The organism is Corynebacterium sp. J010B-136 (assembly GCF_002967075.1).
GTDB lineage: Bacteria > Actinomycetota > Actinomycetes > Mycobacteriales > Mycobacteriaceae > Corynebacterium.
Genome location: NZ_PUGE01000003.1, coordinates 310,286 through 326,815, shown reverse-complemented (window position 1 = coordinate 326,815; position 16,530 = coordinate 310,286). Strand labels below are relative to the sequence as shown.

Here is a 16,530-nt window from a genome sequence, read left to right as displayed (position 1 = left end):
ACACCTTCTTGAATTCTTAGCGAGGACACGACAATGCAATTTGGAATCATGACCATCGGTGATGTCACCGAGGACCCCACCACCGGCAAGACCCCTACTGAGCACGAGCGCATTAATGCCATGACGCAAATTGCGCTCAAGGCAGAAGAAGTTGGCCTAGATGTCTTTGCCACCGGCGAGCACCACAACCCACCTTTCGTGCCTTCTTCGCCGACCACGCACTTAGGCTATATCGCTGCGCAGACAGAAAATCTGATTCTGTCGACTTCCACTACCTTGATTACCACCAATGATCCGCTCAAGATTGCTGAAGACTTTGCCTTTTTGCAGCATCTTTCCGGCGGCCGCGTGGATTTGATGATGGGCCGCGGCAATACTGGTCCGGTCTACCCATGGTTTGGTAAAGATATCCGCGAAGGTATCCCGCTTTCCATTGAGAATTACCACCTGCTACGTCGTCTATGGCGCGAGAAGAATATCTCCTGGGAAGGAAAGTTCCGCACCCCACTGCAGGGTTATACCTCCACCCCATTCCCGCTCGATGATGTTCCACCTTTTGTGTGGCACGGTTCCATCCGCTCCCCACAGATTGCAGAGCAGGCAGCCTTCTACGGTGACGGCTACTTCCACAACAATATTTTCTGGAATAAAGAACACGTCGCGCAGATGGTGGGCATGTACCGCAACCGCTTCGAGGCTTATGGACACGGTCGCGCGGACCAGGCCATCGTCGGTCTTGGTGGACAGATTTTCGTCGGCGAAACGGAAGAAGCAGCTAAGAAGCAGTTCCGTCCTTACTTCGATGTCGCACCGGTCTATGGCCATGGCCCAAGCCTGGAGGAATTTACCGAGCTCACACCATTGACCGTGGGCACCGTTGAGCAGGTTATTGAGCGCACCATGCAGTTTGCGGACTGGGTAGGCGACTACCAGCGTCAGCTCTTCTTAATGGATCACGCCGGTTTGCCGCTGGAGGTAGTGCTCAACCAGATTGAAATCCTCGGCACCCAGATCGTGCCAGAGCTGCGTCGTCGCATGGAAGCTCGCCGCCCCGAGCACGTTCCTTCCGATCCGCCATCACACGCTTCGCTGAAGGCCAACCGTGACAACCCGCACTTCCAGGTCACCCCGGGCAAGATTGCCGAAGAGTCTTAAAAATCCCCACCTTCCTTCGCGCAGGTAGGATGGATAAACTTATAGCTTGAACACAAAGAAAGAGATGAATAGATAATGCGTTCTCTGGCCGTTGTCACCGCCGGGTTGTCCAATCCGTCATCCACCCGCCAATTGGGCGAAAAGATTGCTGCTGCGGTCGATAGTGCCGTTACCTCCCGCGGTGAGTCCATTGAGGTTCATTTTATTGAGGCGCGGGACTACGCCGAGGAATTAGCATCGGCTTTGGTCAATACGGCTGCCAAGACGCCATTGCTTGACGATGCAAAAAAGACGCTTTCTGCAGCCGACGGCCTCATTGTGGTCTCCCCGATTTTCCAGGGTAGCTATTCAGGGCTGTTTAAGATGTTCTTCGATTCCTTAGATGTCGAAAGCATCAATGACATGCCCACTATCATCGCTGCAACTGCTGGTTCTGCGCGACACAGTATGGTCTTAGACTTCGCACTGCGCCCCTTGATGACCTTCCTGCACGCGATGGTCATGCCGACTGGGGTCTTTCAGGCCACGGAAGACTTTGGTACGCCCGAGGGCGCGCGTATTGATCAGCGCATCACGCGCGCGGCTGGAGAGCTTGCTAATTTCATTGTTGCCAATCCGGACCATGTTGAAGGACTAGCAAAAGACTTCAGTCACAACGCTGGTAGAAAACGCAAGTCTGGGGTGGGAATTGATACCGCTGATTTTGTGCCGATGTCGGACTTGCTAAACTAACACCGAACAATCCCCCAGCTCACCGGCTTATATTTTAAGGGCGTGCGGAGAAAATTCTGCTGAATTTTCTCCGCACGCCCTATGAATTTTTATCTTCGGCCAATGTCGGATTAATTTAAGTCATTGGCGTTAGAATGACACACAGATACGCGCATTTTTCGTTTTCTAATTCGCGCTTCTTTCTCCCCCCATACTAATTTTCCAAGCCCCTTTTTAGAAAGGAGTCATTTCGTGACCATTAGCGTCATTGACATCTTTTCAGTAGGCGTGGGGCCTTCCTCCTCCCACACCGTTGGCCCCATGCGTGCAGCGAAAACCTTTATGGAATCTTTGCCGCATGCTCCAGCCAAAGTACATACTGAGCTGCGTGGTTCGCTCTCAGCCACGGGTAAAGGCCACGCCACCGACCGCGCCGTTATTTTAGGCCTTGCCGGATGGGCGCCACTGACCGTACCTATTGACGCTAAGCCGCTTGCGGGCAGTTTTATCCCGTCTGAAGGCACAGTCGAAGGCCCCGCCGGCAGTGTGGAATATTCTATTGCGTTTAACAACAAGCCAGTACCTGAGCACCCGAACTGTTTGATCTTTAGTGCCTGGGATGAAAATGGTGAAGAAATCGCTACCAATATGGAGTACTTCTCCGTGGGCGGCGGCTTTGTTCTCTCACGTGCAGAGCTCGATGCGCAGCTGCAAGCCACCCAGGAAGTCCCAGCGGGTATGGCGGCTGCGCAAAATAATGACAACGCAATCCCCTATGATTTCAGCACCGGTGATCAGCTCCTAGAGTTGTGCAGAACGCACGACATGAAGATTTGGGAGATCGTCTCCGCCAATGAAGCAATTATCCACCGTGAAGATGGCGGGCTAGCCAAGGTCTACGCACACCTTGATCTGGTGTGGGATGTCATGCGCGAGTGCGTTACCGATGGCATCGCCACCAAGGGGATTTTGCCCGGCGGTCTGCAGGTTAATCGCCGTGCTCCGCAGCTTTATAGCCAATTGCTTGAGCACCAAGATGATCCTGCGTCAGGCTTTTCTGCCATGGAGTGGGTGAACCTCTATGCCCTAGCTGTTAATGAGCAAAATGCTGCCGGTGGCCGCGTGGTCACCGCTCCAACTAACGGTGCCTGCGGAATCATTCCCGCGGTCTTGCACTATGCGCGTGATTTCCTCCCCGATTTCACTCGTGAGACGGCCCGGCGTTTTCTGCTCACCGCTGGCGCTATTGGCATGATCATCAAGCAGAATGCTTCTATCTCTGGCGCTGAGGTCGGCTGCCAAGGAGAAGTCGGCTCGGCATCGTCAATGGCTGCTGCCGGATTGGCGGAGATTTTAGGCTCAAGCCCAGCGCAGATCGAAAATGCTGCCGAAATCGCACTGGAGCACAATCTGGGCCTTACCTGCGATCCAGTCGGCGGCTTGGTGCAGATTCCGTGCATCGAGCGCAATGCGATTGGCGCAGTAAAGTCTATTAACTCCGCACGCCTTGCCCGCATGGGCGAAGGCACGCACTACGTCACCCTCGATAATGCCGTGCAGACAATGGCTGAGACCGGCCGAGATATGCTGACCAAGTACAAAGAGACTTCGATTGGTGGCTTGGCCAAGACCCTGGGACTATCTGTCTCCCAGGTGGAGTGCTAGGCACGCTACGCACTCCATATAACTAAGAGCATTCGACATTAAAGTAAACACTCAGCATTAAAAAGGGCGCTCTGCAGGATAAATAATTACCGGCAGAGCGCCTTTGTGCTGTCTTAGCCGTTCAGCTTCTTAGCTGTGCAGCTTCTTAGCCAAGACCTCAACGATATCGACCAAAGCGACATCTTCTTGCTCGTGCGCTGCGAGATCCTTCAAGGCTACGGTGCCGTTAGCGAGTTCTTGGTCTCCCAATACCAACGCAAAACGTGCGCCAGCGCGGTCAGCGCCTTTCATCGCGCCCTTGAGTCCGCGGTCGCCATAAGACATATCGGAGCTAATACCGGCTTGGCGCAGCTTGTTGATGATAAGAACCATTTCTTTTTTGGCCTCTTCACCCAAAGCAACACCGAATACGGCTGCGCGTTCTTCTACACCTGGAATCGTCTTACCCTCTGCTTCCAAGGCAAGCACGGTGCGGTCAACGCCGAGGCCAAAACCGATACCGGAGAGATCCTGGCCGCCAAGTTGCGCCATCAAGCCGTCGTAGCGGCCACCGCCACCGATGCCCGATTGCGCTCCGAGGCCGTCGTGAACAAACTCGAAGGTGGTCTTGGTGTAGTAATCCAATCCACGCACCATGCGAGGGTTGATTTCAAAAGGCACCTGCATGTCATTGAGCATCGACTTTACGGTTTCAAAGTGCGTGCTGCATTCTTCACACAAGTGATCGAGCATCAACGGCGCATCGGCAGTGGCTTCTTGGATATCTGGGCGCTTGTCATCTAAAACGCGCAGTGGGTTAATCTCCGCGCGGTGACGGGTTTCCTCGTCCAAGTCTAGTTTGAACAAGAATTCCTGCAGCTTCTCCCGGTAAGCAGGACGGCAGTTGCCACAACCCAAAGACGTCATCTCGAGACGGAATTCGGTAAGCCCTAATGCGCGGTAACCGCGGTCTGCCAAAGCTACGACCTCGGCATCCAAAGCAGGGTCATCGACGCCAATGGCTTCTACGCCAACCTGCTGTAGCTGGCGGTAACGGCCTGCCTGTGGGCGTTCATAGCGGAAGAATGGACCGTAATAAGCAAGTTTTACTGGCAGCTGACCGCGGTCTAAGTTGTGCTGGATAACAGCACGCATGACACCAGCGGTGCCTTCAGGGCGCAAAGTGACGTTGCGCTCACCGCGGTCTGCAAAGGTGTACATCTCCTTGGAGACCACATCGGTGGACTCACCGACACCGCGAGCAAAGACCGTAGTGTCTTCAAACACCGGCAGCTCAATATGCGAATAACCCGCGAGATACGCTTGTCCCACGAGGGTCTTGCGCACAGCGTCAAAAGTAGCGGACTGCGGCGGAACGTAATCAGGCACGCCCTTAGGTGCCTGCAGGGCTTGAAACTGCTTTTTATCACTCACGGGTTCTAGATTACCTCCCCTAGTTGAAGAAGAAACCCATTGGTCTTTCTTTCCGCGCGCATGGTGGTTGTGGGGCCATGTCCGGGCAGCAGCGTTAACTTATCGTCAAGAACTTTTAACAGCTTGCGCAGTGACTCATCCATGGCCTGAGCATCCGAGTTCTCAAAGTCAGAACGACCAATCGAGCCTTTAAAAAGCACATCTCCGGTTAACGCGAAATCTTCTGCAACAATCACTGTGGAACCTGGTGAATGCCCTGGGCAGTGATAAACATCGAATTCCAGATCAATAAGTTGCAGCTTCTGTCCATCTTGCAGGTGGCGAATGTCTTGGATCGGAAGCATCGAGGAGGCATCGAAAAGCAACTGCGATTGCGGCGAGCCTCCCTCACCGGTGTGCAGCATAAACTCATCTGCTGGGTGGATGTAGGCAGGGATATCGAAGCGCTTTGCTAAATCACCAGCTTCACGGGTGTGGTCCAAATGCCCGTGGGTAAGCACGATGGCTTCGATGACAAAGCCGTGCTCAGTGCTCAATTCAATAATGCGACCCATCGTGTGCATGCCTGGGTCCACGACAAAAGCACGACTGTTGTGCTCAACGATATACGTGTTCGTTTTGTATGGACCTGCACCGAAACCCAGAATTTGCATGATGACTACCATATCGCGTTGCTGCGCATTGGCGATAATAAAAAAATCCGGCTACCCCGCGAAATGCGAGATAGCCGGAATGGGAAGTTAAATTTTTACTGCAGAGCAGCCAAAGCCTCATCGTAGTTTGGCTCATCAGTGACCTCGTCTACAAAGCTTGCGTAGACGACCTTGTGGTCAGCATCGGTAACGATGACACCACGTGCCAAAAGGCCCGCGAGTGGGGAATCCTGCAAGGTTGCGCCGAAGTCCTCACCGAAGGAAGAACGGAAAGCCGAGCCTGCAACAACATTTTCCAGACCTTCTGCTGCGCAGAAACGATCCAGTGCGAAAGGTAGGTCCTTAGAGATGGACAGCACAACGGTGTTGTCCAGGGAGTTTGCCTTCTCGTTGAAGCTGCGGGTCTGTGCCTGGCATACACCGGTGTCGATGGATGGGAACAGGGAAAGAACCAGGCGCTTGCCTGCGTAGTCTGCTGGGGTGATGTCGGACAGGTCGGTGCCCACAACGGTGAAGTCTGGAAGAGCTTCGCCTACTGCTGGAAGCTCGCCTGCGGTCTGTGCTGGATTGGATTGAAAAGTTACGTTAGCCATGACTACGACGATACTTCCGTTTTTGTTTCCTCGCCATGAACTATTTTCTTCTTACCGCTTTACCTGCCAGCAAACCACTAAGGGACGCGTCGGGGTGTTTAAAGCACCTGGGTTTGCTTCACGCTAGAATCAGGGCATAAATCTTGACGCAGATGACTTCTCTGGATGTCTGTGCAGCACAACGCTGGTTGTTTTCGTTGTGCTGGTGTGTCAATCGGACCTGTTCGATCACTATAAGGACCACTCGGTGACTAGTAGTAATAAAAAGCGCGGCGAAGAAGCCCTGAATCATCTCGAGCGTGAAATTAAAGCTCGCGACCGTAAAGAAAAGGCACGCCCGTTTGGCGTAGTTATTGCCTCTGTTCTTGCCATCTTGGTTATCGGCGGCGGCATCACCTACTTCGCAACCCAAGGTGGCGACGAGGACATCGTTGCCGAAGAGGCTGAAGAAAACGGCGCTACTCCTGAGGAGCAGGCAGAGATCACGCTGACGGGCCAGCGCGAAACCGCGCTGGAGCCAACCGTGCAGTGTGAGTACAACGAAAGCGGCGAAGCTGCCAACGATGCCACCGTCCCTAATGGCGACGACATCTCCGCGGAAGGCACCGTCACCGTTAACTTCACCACCAACCAGGGTGAAATCCCGATGGAACTCGACCGCGCACTGGCACCTTGTACTGTCAACGCGATTACCGATTTGGTGGACCAGGGCTACTACAACGACACCATCTGTCACCGCATGACCACTGGCGGTCTTGCGGTCTTGCAGTGTGGTGACCCAACCGGTTCTGGCTCTGGCGGTCCTGGTTTCCAGTTCGCCAACGAGTACCCCACCGATGAGATGGATGACACCAATGTTCAGACCATCTACCCACGTGGTTCTATCGCCATGGCAAACGCTGGTGCGGACACCAACGGTTCGCAGTTCTTCCTCAACTACGCTGACTCCACTCTGGCTCCGAACTACACCTACTTCGGCAACGTGACTGAAGAAGGACTTGCAACCCTCGACGGCATCGCTGAAAAGGGTGTCGAAGGCGGCGCTGCCGATGGCGCTCCTGCCGAAGAGGTTCGCATCGAATCCGCCTCTGTTGCTTAAAGAATCCTGGATATATTCGCAACGAAAATAAACGAAGCTCCGCTGGCATCACGTCAGCGGAGCTTCCTTATTGCCTGAGATTTGACCACAATAGTCACACAAACCCCAACCTGACCAGCAGTCTTTTTCAACTAAGGCCACCCTGTGTGCACAAAGACACACTTTTGCAAAAAGCTTTGAGTTTTGTTGCAGAACCCTGAAAGTCGGGTTAATATCGTGACGTCTATACAACTATCGCTCTTCAAAGGATTTCACCATGAAGCTTTTCTCCCGCAAGGCACTTGTTGCCGGCGCAGCCGCAGTCGCTCTCTCCTTCGCTGGCACCTCCGTTGCCGCAGCTGAAGAGGGAGACAACACCGAGGTAGTCACCCCGGCTCCTGGTGCTACTGACGACACCGTTAACGAAGGTGGCGAAGGTAACGACGCTAACGAAGGTGGCGACGACGAGGGCCAGGACAACAACAACGGAAACGGTGGCTCTTCTTCCAAGGATGACGAGAAGAACGAAGGCGAAGACAAGGATGAAGATAACGGTTTGTCTTCCCAGGATCCGAAGGACATCAGCGCTTGGATCTCTGTATTCACCGCAGTCATCGGTGCATTAGGCGCTCTCTTCGCATTCGCTTCCAAGTACCTTGGTTTTAAGCTCTAATAGTCAAATCTGACTGCTTTAAAGGCTGCCGCGGATAATTCCGTAGCAGCCTTAATTCTTTCTATAGGCGTTGATATTTAGATTTCAATACACTACAGCGGGTGGTCTTTACCTATGTTCAGGCAAAGACCACCCGCTGTGTTTCTATCTAGTCAATCACGCTGGTCCGTGATTGGCAGCGCCAAAGATTAGAACTTGATAGGGCTAACCTCGTTGAGCTGACGACGCAGGTCATTGAGGGCACGCTGCATGTTAGCTGGGATGAACTGGTCAAACTGTCCATTCAAACCGATGAACGCGGCGATGCCCGCAATTGCTGCCAATACTCCAGCGATACCTACAGCAGCCGAAGCACCCTGGGAAGAGCCCTTGCCGGTGTCAGGTGCGCTGCTGCTAGGCTTGGAGCCGCCGGCAGCGCCCTCGTTGGCCCCCAAGGCGCTTAGCGGCACGGAAATCTCGGTGCCGGCATCGGTGGTCACGGTAACGAGGTCGGTTGGCTCGATGTCTTCCGGCAGGGTCAGCGTTACGCTTGCACGGCCAAATTCATTCTTCTGAGCGTCTTCTTCTGCATTCCACGCAGTGTCGATATCAGCGGTTTCCTGCACATCGCCTACGGCAACGGTAGCCGTAGTGGCTTGTGGATCTTCAGCCATGGTGTAGTTCAGCGAGGTGAGGTTGAAGGTAACTTCTTCACCAGCTGCCATGGTTCCTTCAGTGCTGATACCGATATCAGACTGGCCTTCTTGTACCTCTGCACCGTCTGCGATGTAGTCATTGAGGACCGAGTAGTCCATGTAGCCCACGTCGGTGAGGTTCTGGACATTAGCCAAGGAAGCGAAGTTGTCACCGCCGTCGAAGAGGAAGGTGGAAGTTGCAACCGTGTATTCCGTGGATGGGTCAAGCTCTTCGCCATTGAGGGTCGCGGAGATAACGCGCTGCCCTTGCTCTGCAGCCGGGTCGTAGGCGTACTCAAATCCCGCAGAGAGACCCAGTGCCAAGCGTGGGCGAGACGATCCTGGCTGCCACTGAGCCTCCAGAGCATCCAAGATATCCTGGCCCGTCAAAGTGCCATAGGCGATGGAATTGCCGAATGGCTGCACGGTAAGCACGTCCTGGAAAGTCACATCGCCATTTGGAAGGTCAGCGCGTACGCCACCGGCATTCATAATGCCTAGGTCCACGTCAACGCCAGTCGACTTAGCCACTGATGCACGGTTGGCGTCAGCGATAAGCGAGTTCAAGGTGGATTCAACACCGCGGTTGCTCCCCGCTCCTGCTCCCTCATCTTGGCCGCGGAAAGTAGCGCGGTCCATCTGGCCGACAACCTCAGCTCCAAGCTCTTCAGCTTCTGCCTCGGCAGCTGCTACGCGAGCGGCAACTTCTGCATCTGGGGCTAGTGCTTCAACCTCAGGCATCGAGCGGTCGTACTGGGTGATTTCGACGGACTCAATTTCGCGGGTGTCCTTGTTAAAGGAAATGTCGGCGTCTTGGAGAACCTTGCCGTATTCATGGCCCTGCGCCCAATGCAGTGGCTGCGCAGCATCACGTTCGATGATGCCCTGGGAACGCTGGTGAGAATCGCCACCGAAGAGAATATCCACATTGTTGTTGAAGCCAGCAGCGTACTGCTGCGCGTCCTCGTGCATGAGCGCTACAACAACGTCTGCTTCGCCGGATTCCTTCAATCGGTCAGCTTCCTTATTTGTAGCCTCTACAGGATCAGAAAACTCCACACCTTCAACTGCGGATGGTGCGACCTTGTTCTTGGTCAAGGTGGTCACAGTACCGACGAAGCCAACCTTGACGCCGTCAATTTCTTGAACGTAGGAAGCATCCAACATCGGTTCACCGTTTAAGGTGACATTCGCACCCAGCAATGGGTAATCAGATTTCTCGGCGATGCGACCAAGCAGATCATCATAGCCGCGGTCGAATTCATGATTACCTACGGCCGAGACGTCAACGCCGAGCATGTTGAGGACGTCGAGGGTTGGCTCATCATCGGCGATTGCCGAGACAAACGCGCTGCCGCCGACGTTATCGCCGGAGGTAGTCATGATGTATTCTTGGTCCTGGTTGACGTACTCAATCAATGCCTTAAGCTTGGCCGCACCCATCTCTGAGTTGGCATCAGGAGCGTCAGTCTCCTGCGTAGAAAGGTGGCCATGGAAGTCAGTGATATTGGTGACCGAGAAGTCAACAACATTATCTTCTTGAGCAAAGGCTACGGGCGCGCCAACAACGATGGTGGCGGATACGGTGGTTGCAGCCAGCAGACGGCCAAAACGGCGAAACTTAGACACGGGTTCTCCTGTGAGAATAATGAGAAATTACTTACAGAAGTCTTTATATCGCCTTTAAATTATCTAAGCAGCGCAATGGTTTTGCACCACCTGCGCATTTACCGCGTCGATGAAAATAATTCACCACAGCTTTAACTTCACGCCACCTGCTGGTGGCTTAGCTACCCCGCAGAAGGGGCAACTAAGCAGTCACGCGATAGACGTCGAATACGCCTTCAGTATTGCGCAACGTTGTCATCAAAGAACCTAGCTGCTTGGTATCTGAGACCGAGAAAGTAAACTGCAGGGTCGCAATATGGTCTTCACCTCGAACCGAGCGCATGGATAATACGTTCAGCTTCGCTTCGGTAAATACCTTGGTGACCTCGAAGAGCAGTCCTTGCCTATCCAGCGCTTCTAGCTGCAAGGTCGCAGCGAAAGCTCCGGAAGAAGACTTTCCTTGTTCCCACTCAACCTGCACCATGCGCTCTGGTTCGCTCTTGAGCTTATCCGCGTTGGTACAGTCTGCACGGTGAACCGAGACTCCCCCGCCGCGGGTTACGAAGCCAAAGATTTCATCTCCAGGAACCGGCTGACAACACTTGGCGAGCTTCGCCAACACATCGGGGCTTCCTTCCACCAGAATGCCGGCACCAGCTTTGGAATCCTCCGTCTGCGTGCGCTGCTTCGCGCGTGAGCTTTCCAATTCCGACAAAGGCGTGCGCGAGGCAAGCGCATCCACTGCATCATCGCGATCGCCAAACAATGCCATGAGTTGGTTGGCAACATGTTGCGCAGAAACGTGGCCAGCGCCGATGGCTGTGTAGAGAGCATCGACATCATCGAAATGCAGCTGCTCTGCCACTTGCTTCATCGACGTAGCGGTAAACAGCCTGTGCATTGGCAAACCACCGCGTTGCTCCTCAGTAGCTAGTGCATCGCGACCATTTTCCAAGTGCTCTTCTCGGCGTTCTTTGGCAAACCACTGCCGTACCTTAGCCTTGGCACGCGGCGAGACAAGAAATTCCTGCCAGTCCCGAGATGGACCAGCGTTAGCATCTTTGGAGGTAAAGATTTCTACCTTGTCACCGGACTTTAGCTCCGATTCCAAGGCAACCAGTTTGCCGTTGACCTTCGCACCGATACAACGGTGGCCTACCTCGGTGTGCACTGCATAGGCGAAGTCGACCGGGGTCGAACCTGCAGGCAGCGTCACCACATCGCCCTTCGGCGTAAACGCAAAGATCTGCTGCGAGGTTAAGTCATAACGCAAAGAGTCCAAGAACTCATTCGGGTCAGCAGCTTCCTTTTGCCAATCCAGAAGCTGGCGCATCCACGCCATCTGATCGACTTCTTCGCTGTTGCCGGAGTTCTTACCCTTCATCTCCTTATAGCGCCAGTGCGCAGCAACACCGAATTCTGCGTTGTAGTGCATCTCGTGCGTACGCACCTGCACTTCTAGGGTGGATTCCCCAGCAATCACGGTGGTGTGCAGCGACTGGTACACGCCAAAACGAGGCGAGGAAATATAGTCCTTGAACCTGCCCGGCAGCGCCTGGAAGAGTGAATGCACGACGCCAATGGCGGCGTAGCAATTATTGACGTCATCCACCAGGATGCGGATGCCGACGAGGTCAAAGATCTCCGCAAAGTCACGACCACGCACGATCATCTTTTGGTAGATCGACCAGTAGTGCTTCGGCCGGCCCATGACATCGGCTTCAATGCCGTTTTCTTTCAGCGCACCGCTTACCTGCTCCTTGATTTCTGCCAGAGCCCGGTCACGGGAAGGTGCACGGTCTGCAACCATGCGGACAATCTCGTCATATTTTTTCGGGTACAAGATCGCAAAAGCTAAATCCTCTAGCTCCCACTTCACATTTGCCATACCCAAGCGGTGCGCAAGCGGTGCAATCACATCAAGGGTTTGCCGTGCCTTCTTCGCCTGCTTTTCCGGCGGCAAAAAGCGCATGGTACGCATATTGTGCAAACGGTCAGCAACTTTAATCACCAGCACGCGTGGATCATGAGCCATCGCCACAATCATCTTGCGGATGGTTTCTGCTTCAGCAGCCGCACCAAGGGCTACCTTGTCCAGTTTGGTCACTCCATCAACTAGACGCGCGACCTCAGGGCCGAAATCAGCGGTTAAGTCTTCCAGCGAATAATCGGTGTCTTCAACCGTGTCATGCAGCAAAGCCGCCACCACAGTGGTGGTGTCCATGCCAATTTCCGCAGTAATCGTCGCTACCGCCAAAGGGTGGGTGATATAAGGTTCACCCGACTTGCGAAATACCCCTTCGTGCAGCATCTCCGCAGTCGAATAGGCATTGTTTAACAATTCCACGTCAGCGCGAGGATGAAACTGCCGGTGGATTGACAGCAATGGATCAAGGACTGGATTGACCTTGACGCGACCCCCTGTCAGCGAACGCGCGAGGCGGGCCGACATACTGCGAACGCCACTGCTGGCTGGGCGTTTCGTTGACCTATTGTTCGTCATGTGCGCCCTTTCACTCACTACCTACTCGGTGGGCCCAAATATTTACTGGTTTAAAGACCCAAACCGAATCCTTAATGAACCTAGTTTAGCGCGTCTTATTCAGTTGTGGCATTCAGCACACTAATAGGGAGATTTCCAAACTTTTCACGTCCCCCTAGACCTTCAACTTCCAAAACCACAACAGCACCCACGACTTCTGCGCCAGCGGACTCCAGCAGTTGACGAGCACCGGCAAGGGTACCGCCGGTGGCAAGGACGTCATCGACAAGCGCAATCTTGGCGCCCGTAATCACTGCCCCATCCGCAGGAATCTCCAACGCCGCGGAGCCGTACTCCAAGGAGTATTCTTGGTGCAGCACTGGAGGGGGAAGCTTGCCAGCCTTGCGCACTGCCAGGACACCGGTGCCCAGCTTGTACGCTGCGGCTGAGCCAAGCAAAAAGCCACGTGCATCGAGACCTGCGATGAGATCCGCGCCCAGCTTTTCGCATTCATCAGCAAGACCATCGATGACTACTGAAAAGGCATCGGCATCAGCTAATACCGGAGTCAAGTCTTCAAAAAGCACACCGTCTTCTGGAAAATCCTGTACATAGCGGATTTTATCCTTGATGGCTTCACGGGCATCGGAATACTTTGAGTTCACGGTATTAAACCTTAAGATCTATTCATAGTTAGTGGAAAACGTGGAATGACGCGGCGGCAGCAAAAGCAAGAAGCCTCGTGGATTATCTCCAGAGGCTTAATACTGCACAAGTAGATTATCAACTGCTAGAGGAAGTTTCAGAGCTCTCCCCCTCAGATGAGGAAGAGCCTGTGGACTCTGGCACATCTTGGACGTACCAACGGTCCATATTCCACCCAATACCGGTGCTTCCGGTGTACGGCACGGCATTAGCCAGCTGCGGTGAAATAAAGAAGGTATGCGGTTCCGCAGACAGCGGCAAACCGGGAAGATCTTCCCATAATTGGCGCTCTTCGTCACGGAGTTCATCGACACGCGCCAAGCTTGCAGCGTTAACTCCATACTGTGAACGCGAATTAATGGGGCCTAAGAAAGCGTCGATGCTCGGCAACCAAGTCTCTGGATCCATTTCCAAAAAGGCCGCAGAAACATTGCCGCCGGTTACTTCTTCAACTGTAATCCCTGCTGGCTCGCACTGCTGGCGGATAGAGTCCACCATCGCTTGCAAACGCTCATCTTCACCAAGATATCCAATGCGGATGGTCATGCCGGCCAGCTGTCCAGCCTTGTCCATATCTGTTTCCTGATGTTCCCTGGTAACTGAAGCAAGGGTTCGTGCCAAAGGATCATTGTGGTTGACCGCATGGGTATAGACGGGTGGAACTTCTACCCCAGAAGCCTCGGAGCTCACCTTGGCAATTTCGCCTTGGTCAATACAAGCGGCAAAAGCCTGGCGTGCCCACTGCTGCTCAAAGACACCTGAGTCAGAGAAAATCAGCGAGTCCGTGAGATCGCCGACGACATCTTCGATCTCGAAGTTATCGCCCATAGTTTCTTTATCAAACCACTTGGGTTCAGAAACAGCTGCATCAGCAACCAGGAGGTTGTCTTGCTGGGTTACTTCTGAGACATCCGAGTGGATCGGCCAGATCACAAGATTGTCCATCAAAGCTGGATCGCCGTAGTAGTTGTCATTGCGCTTGAGCAGGACCTCACCCTGCTCACCCACGCTATCCAGGGCAAATGGACCATAGGAGACATGCATTTCTGGGGTGAAATGATCAAGACCAAAGGCAAAGCGCCAAATCTCTGCGACGCGCCCTAATTGATTAGGGTCTTGCGAATAGAGGGCGTTAACCAGCTCTTCCCTGCTCATCTCAGCACGTTCAGCAATCTTATGAGCCGGCATGACAGTGCCCGGGCCAAACATTGAACGCCACTGTCCACCTTGTCCTGGCTGGAACTTGACCAAGAATTTCTTGTTCTCAGGCGCGCAGGCAACGGATTCAACTTGATCCATCAAAGGCATATTTGACCCAAACATCTCTTGCATCTGGCCTGCGGTATAAGCCAGCAAGAAATCATCACAGGTAACAGGCGTGCCATCGGAATAAGTTGCATCCTCAGTCACCGTGTACAACACTTTGCGCTGATCGCCATCCATCCACTCATGGGTCGTAACCAAATCCGAGTTCGGCACCAACTGTCCAGTTGGGCCGGAGACAAAAGCACCCGGATATAGGCGACCTGATAGCTGCGATGCTACTGAGGCAGTACCAAATGCTGAACCAGCGTTGACCGTAGTTAGCTCAGAGTTAGCCAAGTATCCCGGATACTCAGAGCTTTTCTTTTCTTCAGGGCCAATTTCCTGCTCGCCGCTTTGGTCTCCGCCAGTTGAGCAAGCAGTCAGCACAAGCGAGGATGCGGCTAGAAGTACGACACCGGCACGTAAGTGTCGGGCATGCTTTCGCCACCCACGCATCGGTGTTCGTGGTGTGCTTTGGTTATCCACTGTTTTTACCACTTTTTGGTTCATGCCACGTGTCTCCTTCACAAACCCGAAACTTTACTACCCTATCTACTTAATAACCAATGAAAAAGCTTGAGGATAGGTAAATAGAGCGAAAGAAAACAGCACCGCATGTAGAAAGCGGTGCTGTTAAAAATCTTTAGCGGTTAAGAGTTAGTCTTAACGCCGTGGACGCCAAGAAGAGCCGGTCTGCGAGACCTGTGTGCCTTCTAGGTTCGTCGGCTGTTGTGCGGTTGGTGAGACGACCTGGCGCTTGGAGTTTGCTTCCTTGCTACCTGCATCCTGTTCGCCCTCGCTAAATTCGGCACTGGCACGATATTCAGCGACTTGCTTGTTGTGTTCCTTAATCTTCTTATTGCGGTTAGCCAGAGTGACTACCAAAGGTGAAGCCAAGAAAATCGAAGAGAAGATACCTTCGATAACACCGATAAGCTGAATGAGCGCAAGATCGCGCAGGGTACCAATGCCCATCATCCATACGGCAACGACAAATAGCGCAATGATCGGCAGTGCAGAAATAACCGAGGTAGAGATTGAACGCATCACGGTCTGATTAATTGCCAAGTTGGTTTGCTCAGCATACGTTCGATTTCTTTGTCCGGTAATCCCCTCTGTATTTTCATTGACCTTGTCAAAGACAATCACGGAGTCATAGATGGAGAAGGTCAAGACCGTCAGCAGACCAATAATGACTGCTGGGGAAACTTCCAAACCAAACAGCGCGTACAGGCCAGCGATGATAATACCGTCAGCAATCAGGGCCAAGATGGCAGCAATTGCCATAGTGCGCTGCAGGCGGAAAGCAACATATGCCGTCGCAATAACCAGGAACACAATCATCGCGATGATCATGCGCTTAGTAATAGTTGAGCCCCAGGACTCCGACACGGTGGATACGCCCACAGCATCAGGGGTAGCTTCCCCAGCTGCGTTTACTGGCTGAAATTCTTCATAGATTGCCAGTCGTGCCGAATCCGCCTGTTCCTCGGTTAAACGCTCGGAGTTTACTTCCAGCGTCGCGCTCTCACCACTACCAACAATTTGGACCTGTTCAGGTTCAATGCCAGTAGCTTCTTGGAATACCTCGGAAACTGCGGTTTCTTCCAGGCCTTTGGCGGGAAGGTTGATTTTGGTTCCGCCTTCGAAGTCCAGCGAAAGGCTGAATCCGCGAATGGCGATGGCAGCGATTGCGACCACTAAAAGACCAATGGTGATGGAGTACCAGGTCTTGGATCGCTTGATGAAATCAAAGCCGCCCTCATCGAGGTATAGGCGATCCATGCGAGAGATTTTAGATTTATTGGCAGCCAT

Annotated in this window: 13 protein-coding genes; 5 read left to right on the top strand and 8 right to left on the bottom strand. The window is 53.4% G+C overall.

Features of this window, described 5'->3' with window-relative positions; all coding sequences use genetic code 11:
- The first annotated feature begins 33 nt into the window (after positions 1 to 33).
- From C5Y44_RS07285 to C5Y44_RS07275, 3 genes are all read left to right on the top strand, one after another.
- Positions 34 to 1,155: an LLM class flavin-dependent oxidoreductase gene (locus tag C5Y44_RS07285; RefSeq protein WP_105324312.1), complete on the top strand. Its 1,122-nt coding sequence runs from the start codon at positions 34 to 36 to the stop codon at positions 1,153 to 1,155.
- A 75-nt stretch (positions 1,156 to 1,230) separates the two neighbouring features.
- A complete protein-coding gene (locus C5Y44_RS07280; protein WP_105324311.1) occupies positions 1,231 to 1,887 on the top strand; it encodes an FMN reductase in 657 nt (218 codons plus the stop codon).
- A gap of 231 nt (positions 1,888 to 2,118) precedes the next feature.
- The gene (locus C5Y44_RS07275; protein WP_105324310.1) at positions 2,119 to 3,531 is read left to right on the top strand and encodes an L-serine ammonia-lyase; all 1,413 of its coding nucleotides are present in this window, start codon (positions 2,119 to 2,121) and stop codon (positions 3,529 to 3,531) included.
- Positions 3,532 to 3,660: 129 nt separating this feature from the next.
- Here the strand turns inward: C5Y44_RS07275 and hisS are convergent, their stop codons facing one another.
- From hisS to tpx, 3 genes are all read right to left on the bottom strand, one after another.
- Positions 3,661 to 4,944: a histidine--tRNA ligase gene (gene hisS, locus C5Y44_RS07270; RefSeq protein WP_105324309.1), complete on the bottom strand. Its 1,284-nt coding sequence runs from the start codon at positions 4,942 to 4,944 to the stop codon at positions 3,661 to 3,663.
- 5 nt (positions 4,945 to 4,949) lie between these two features.
- Entirely contained in the window at positions 4,950 to 5,597 is a 648-nt protein-coding gene (locus tag C5Y44_RS07265; RefSeq protein WP_105324370.1) for an MBL fold metallo-hydrolase, read from the bottom strand.
- 95 nt (positions 5,598 to 5,692) lie between these two features.
- The gene (tpx, locus tag C5Y44_RS07260) at positions 5,693 to 6,190 is read right to left on the bottom strand and encodes a thiol peroxidase (RefSeq protein ID WP_105324308.1); all 498 of its coding nucleotides are present in this window, start codon (positions 6,188 to 6,190) and stop codon (positions 5,693 to 5,695) included.
- 247 nt (positions 6,191 to 6,437) lie between these two features.
- On the opposite strand from tpx, the gene C5Y44_RS07255 reads away from it, so the two are divergent.
- Both C5Y44_RS07255 and C5Y44_RS07250 read left to right on the top strand, forming a co-directional pair.
- Positions 6,438 to 7,289, top strand: a complete 852-nt coding sequence (locus C5Y44_RS07255; RefSeq protein ID WP_105324307.1) for a peptidylprolyl isomerase — start codon at positions 6,438 to 6,440, stop codon at positions 7,287 to 7,289.
- Positions 7,290 to 7,545: 256 nt separating this feature from the next.
- A complete protein-coding gene (locus C5Y44_RS07250; RefSeq protein WP_105324306.1) occupies positions 7,546 to 7,941 on the top strand; it encodes a hypothetical protein in 396 nt (131 codons plus the stop codon).
- Between the two features lie 188 nt (positions 7,942 to 8,129).
- Here C5Y44_RS07250 and C5Y44_RS07245 read toward each other — a convergent pair whose 3' ends face one another.
- The 5 genes from C5Y44_RS07245 to secF all read right to left on the bottom strand — a co-directional run bounded on the left by C5Y44_RS07245 (position 8,130) and on the right by secF (position 16,530).
- A complete protein-coding gene (locus tag C5Y44_RS07245) occupies positions 8,130 to 10,244 on the bottom strand; it encodes a bifunctional UDP-sugar hydrolase/5'-nucleotidase (RefSeq protein ID WP_105324305.1) in 2,115 nt (704 codons plus the stop codon).
- Positions 10,245 to 10,425: 181 nt separating this feature from the next.
- A complete protein-coding gene (locus tag C5Y44_RS07240; RefSeq protein ID WP_105324304.1) occupies positions 10,426 to 12,726 on the bottom strand; it encodes a bifunctional (p)ppGpp synthetase/guanosine-3',5'-bis(diphosphate) 3'-pyrophosphohydrolase in 2,301 nt (766 codons plus the stop codon).
- Positions 12,727 to 12,821: 95 nt separating this feature from the next.
- Complete coding sequence (locus tag C5Y44_RS07235; protein WP_105324303.1) at positions 12,822 to 13,370, bottom strand: adenine phosphoribosyltransferase; 549 nt, start codon at positions 13,368 to 13,370, stop codon at positions 12,822 to 12,824.
- Positions 13,371 to 13,488: 118 nt separating this feature from the next.
- A complete protein-coding gene (locus C5Y44_RS07230; RefSeq protein WP_233189895.1) occupies positions 13,489 to 15,225 on the bottom strand; it encodes an ABC transporter substrate-binding protein in 1,737 nt (578 codons plus the stop codon).
- 153 nt (positions 15,226 to 15,378) lie between these two features.
- On the bottom strand, positions 15,379 to 16,530 hold the full coding sequence (gene secF / locus C5Y44_RS07225; protein ID WP_105324302.1) for a protein translocase subunit SecF: 1,152 nt from the start codon (positions 16,528 to 16,530) through the stop codon (positions 15,379 to 15,381).

Coding starts and splice junctions, on each gene's coding strand:
- C5Y44_RS07285 (WP_105324312.1), top strand. CDS start 34: ATGCAATTTGGAATCATGACCATCGGTGATGTCACCGAGGACCCCACC.
- C5Y44_RS07280 (WP_105324311.1), top strand. CDS start 1,231: ATGCGTTCTCTGGCCGTTGTCACCGCCGGGTTGTCCAATCCGTCATCC.
- C5Y44_RS07265 (WP_105324370.1), bottom strand. CDS start 5,597: ATGCAAATTCTGGGTTTCGGTGCAGGTCCATACAAAACGAACACGTAT.
- tpx (WP_105324308.1), bottom strand. CDS start 6,190: ATGGCTAACGTAACTTTTCAATCCAATCCAGCACAGACCGCAGGCGAG.
- C5Y44_RS07250 (WP_105324306.1), top strand. CDS start 7,546: ATGAAGCTTTTCTCCCGCAAGGCACTTGTTGCCGGCGCAGCCGCAGTC.
- C5Y44_RS07240 (WP_105324304.1), bottom strand. CDS start 12,726: ATGACGAACAATAGGTCAACGAAACGCCCAGCCAGCAGTGGCGTTCGC.
- C5Y44_RS07230 (WP_233189895.1), bottom strand. CDS start 15,225: ATGAACCAAAAAGTGGTAAAAACAGTGGATAACCAAAGCACACCACGA.
- secF (WP_105324302.1), bottom strand. CDS start 16,530: ATGGCTGCCAATAAATCTAAAATCTCTCGCATGGATCGCCTATACCTC.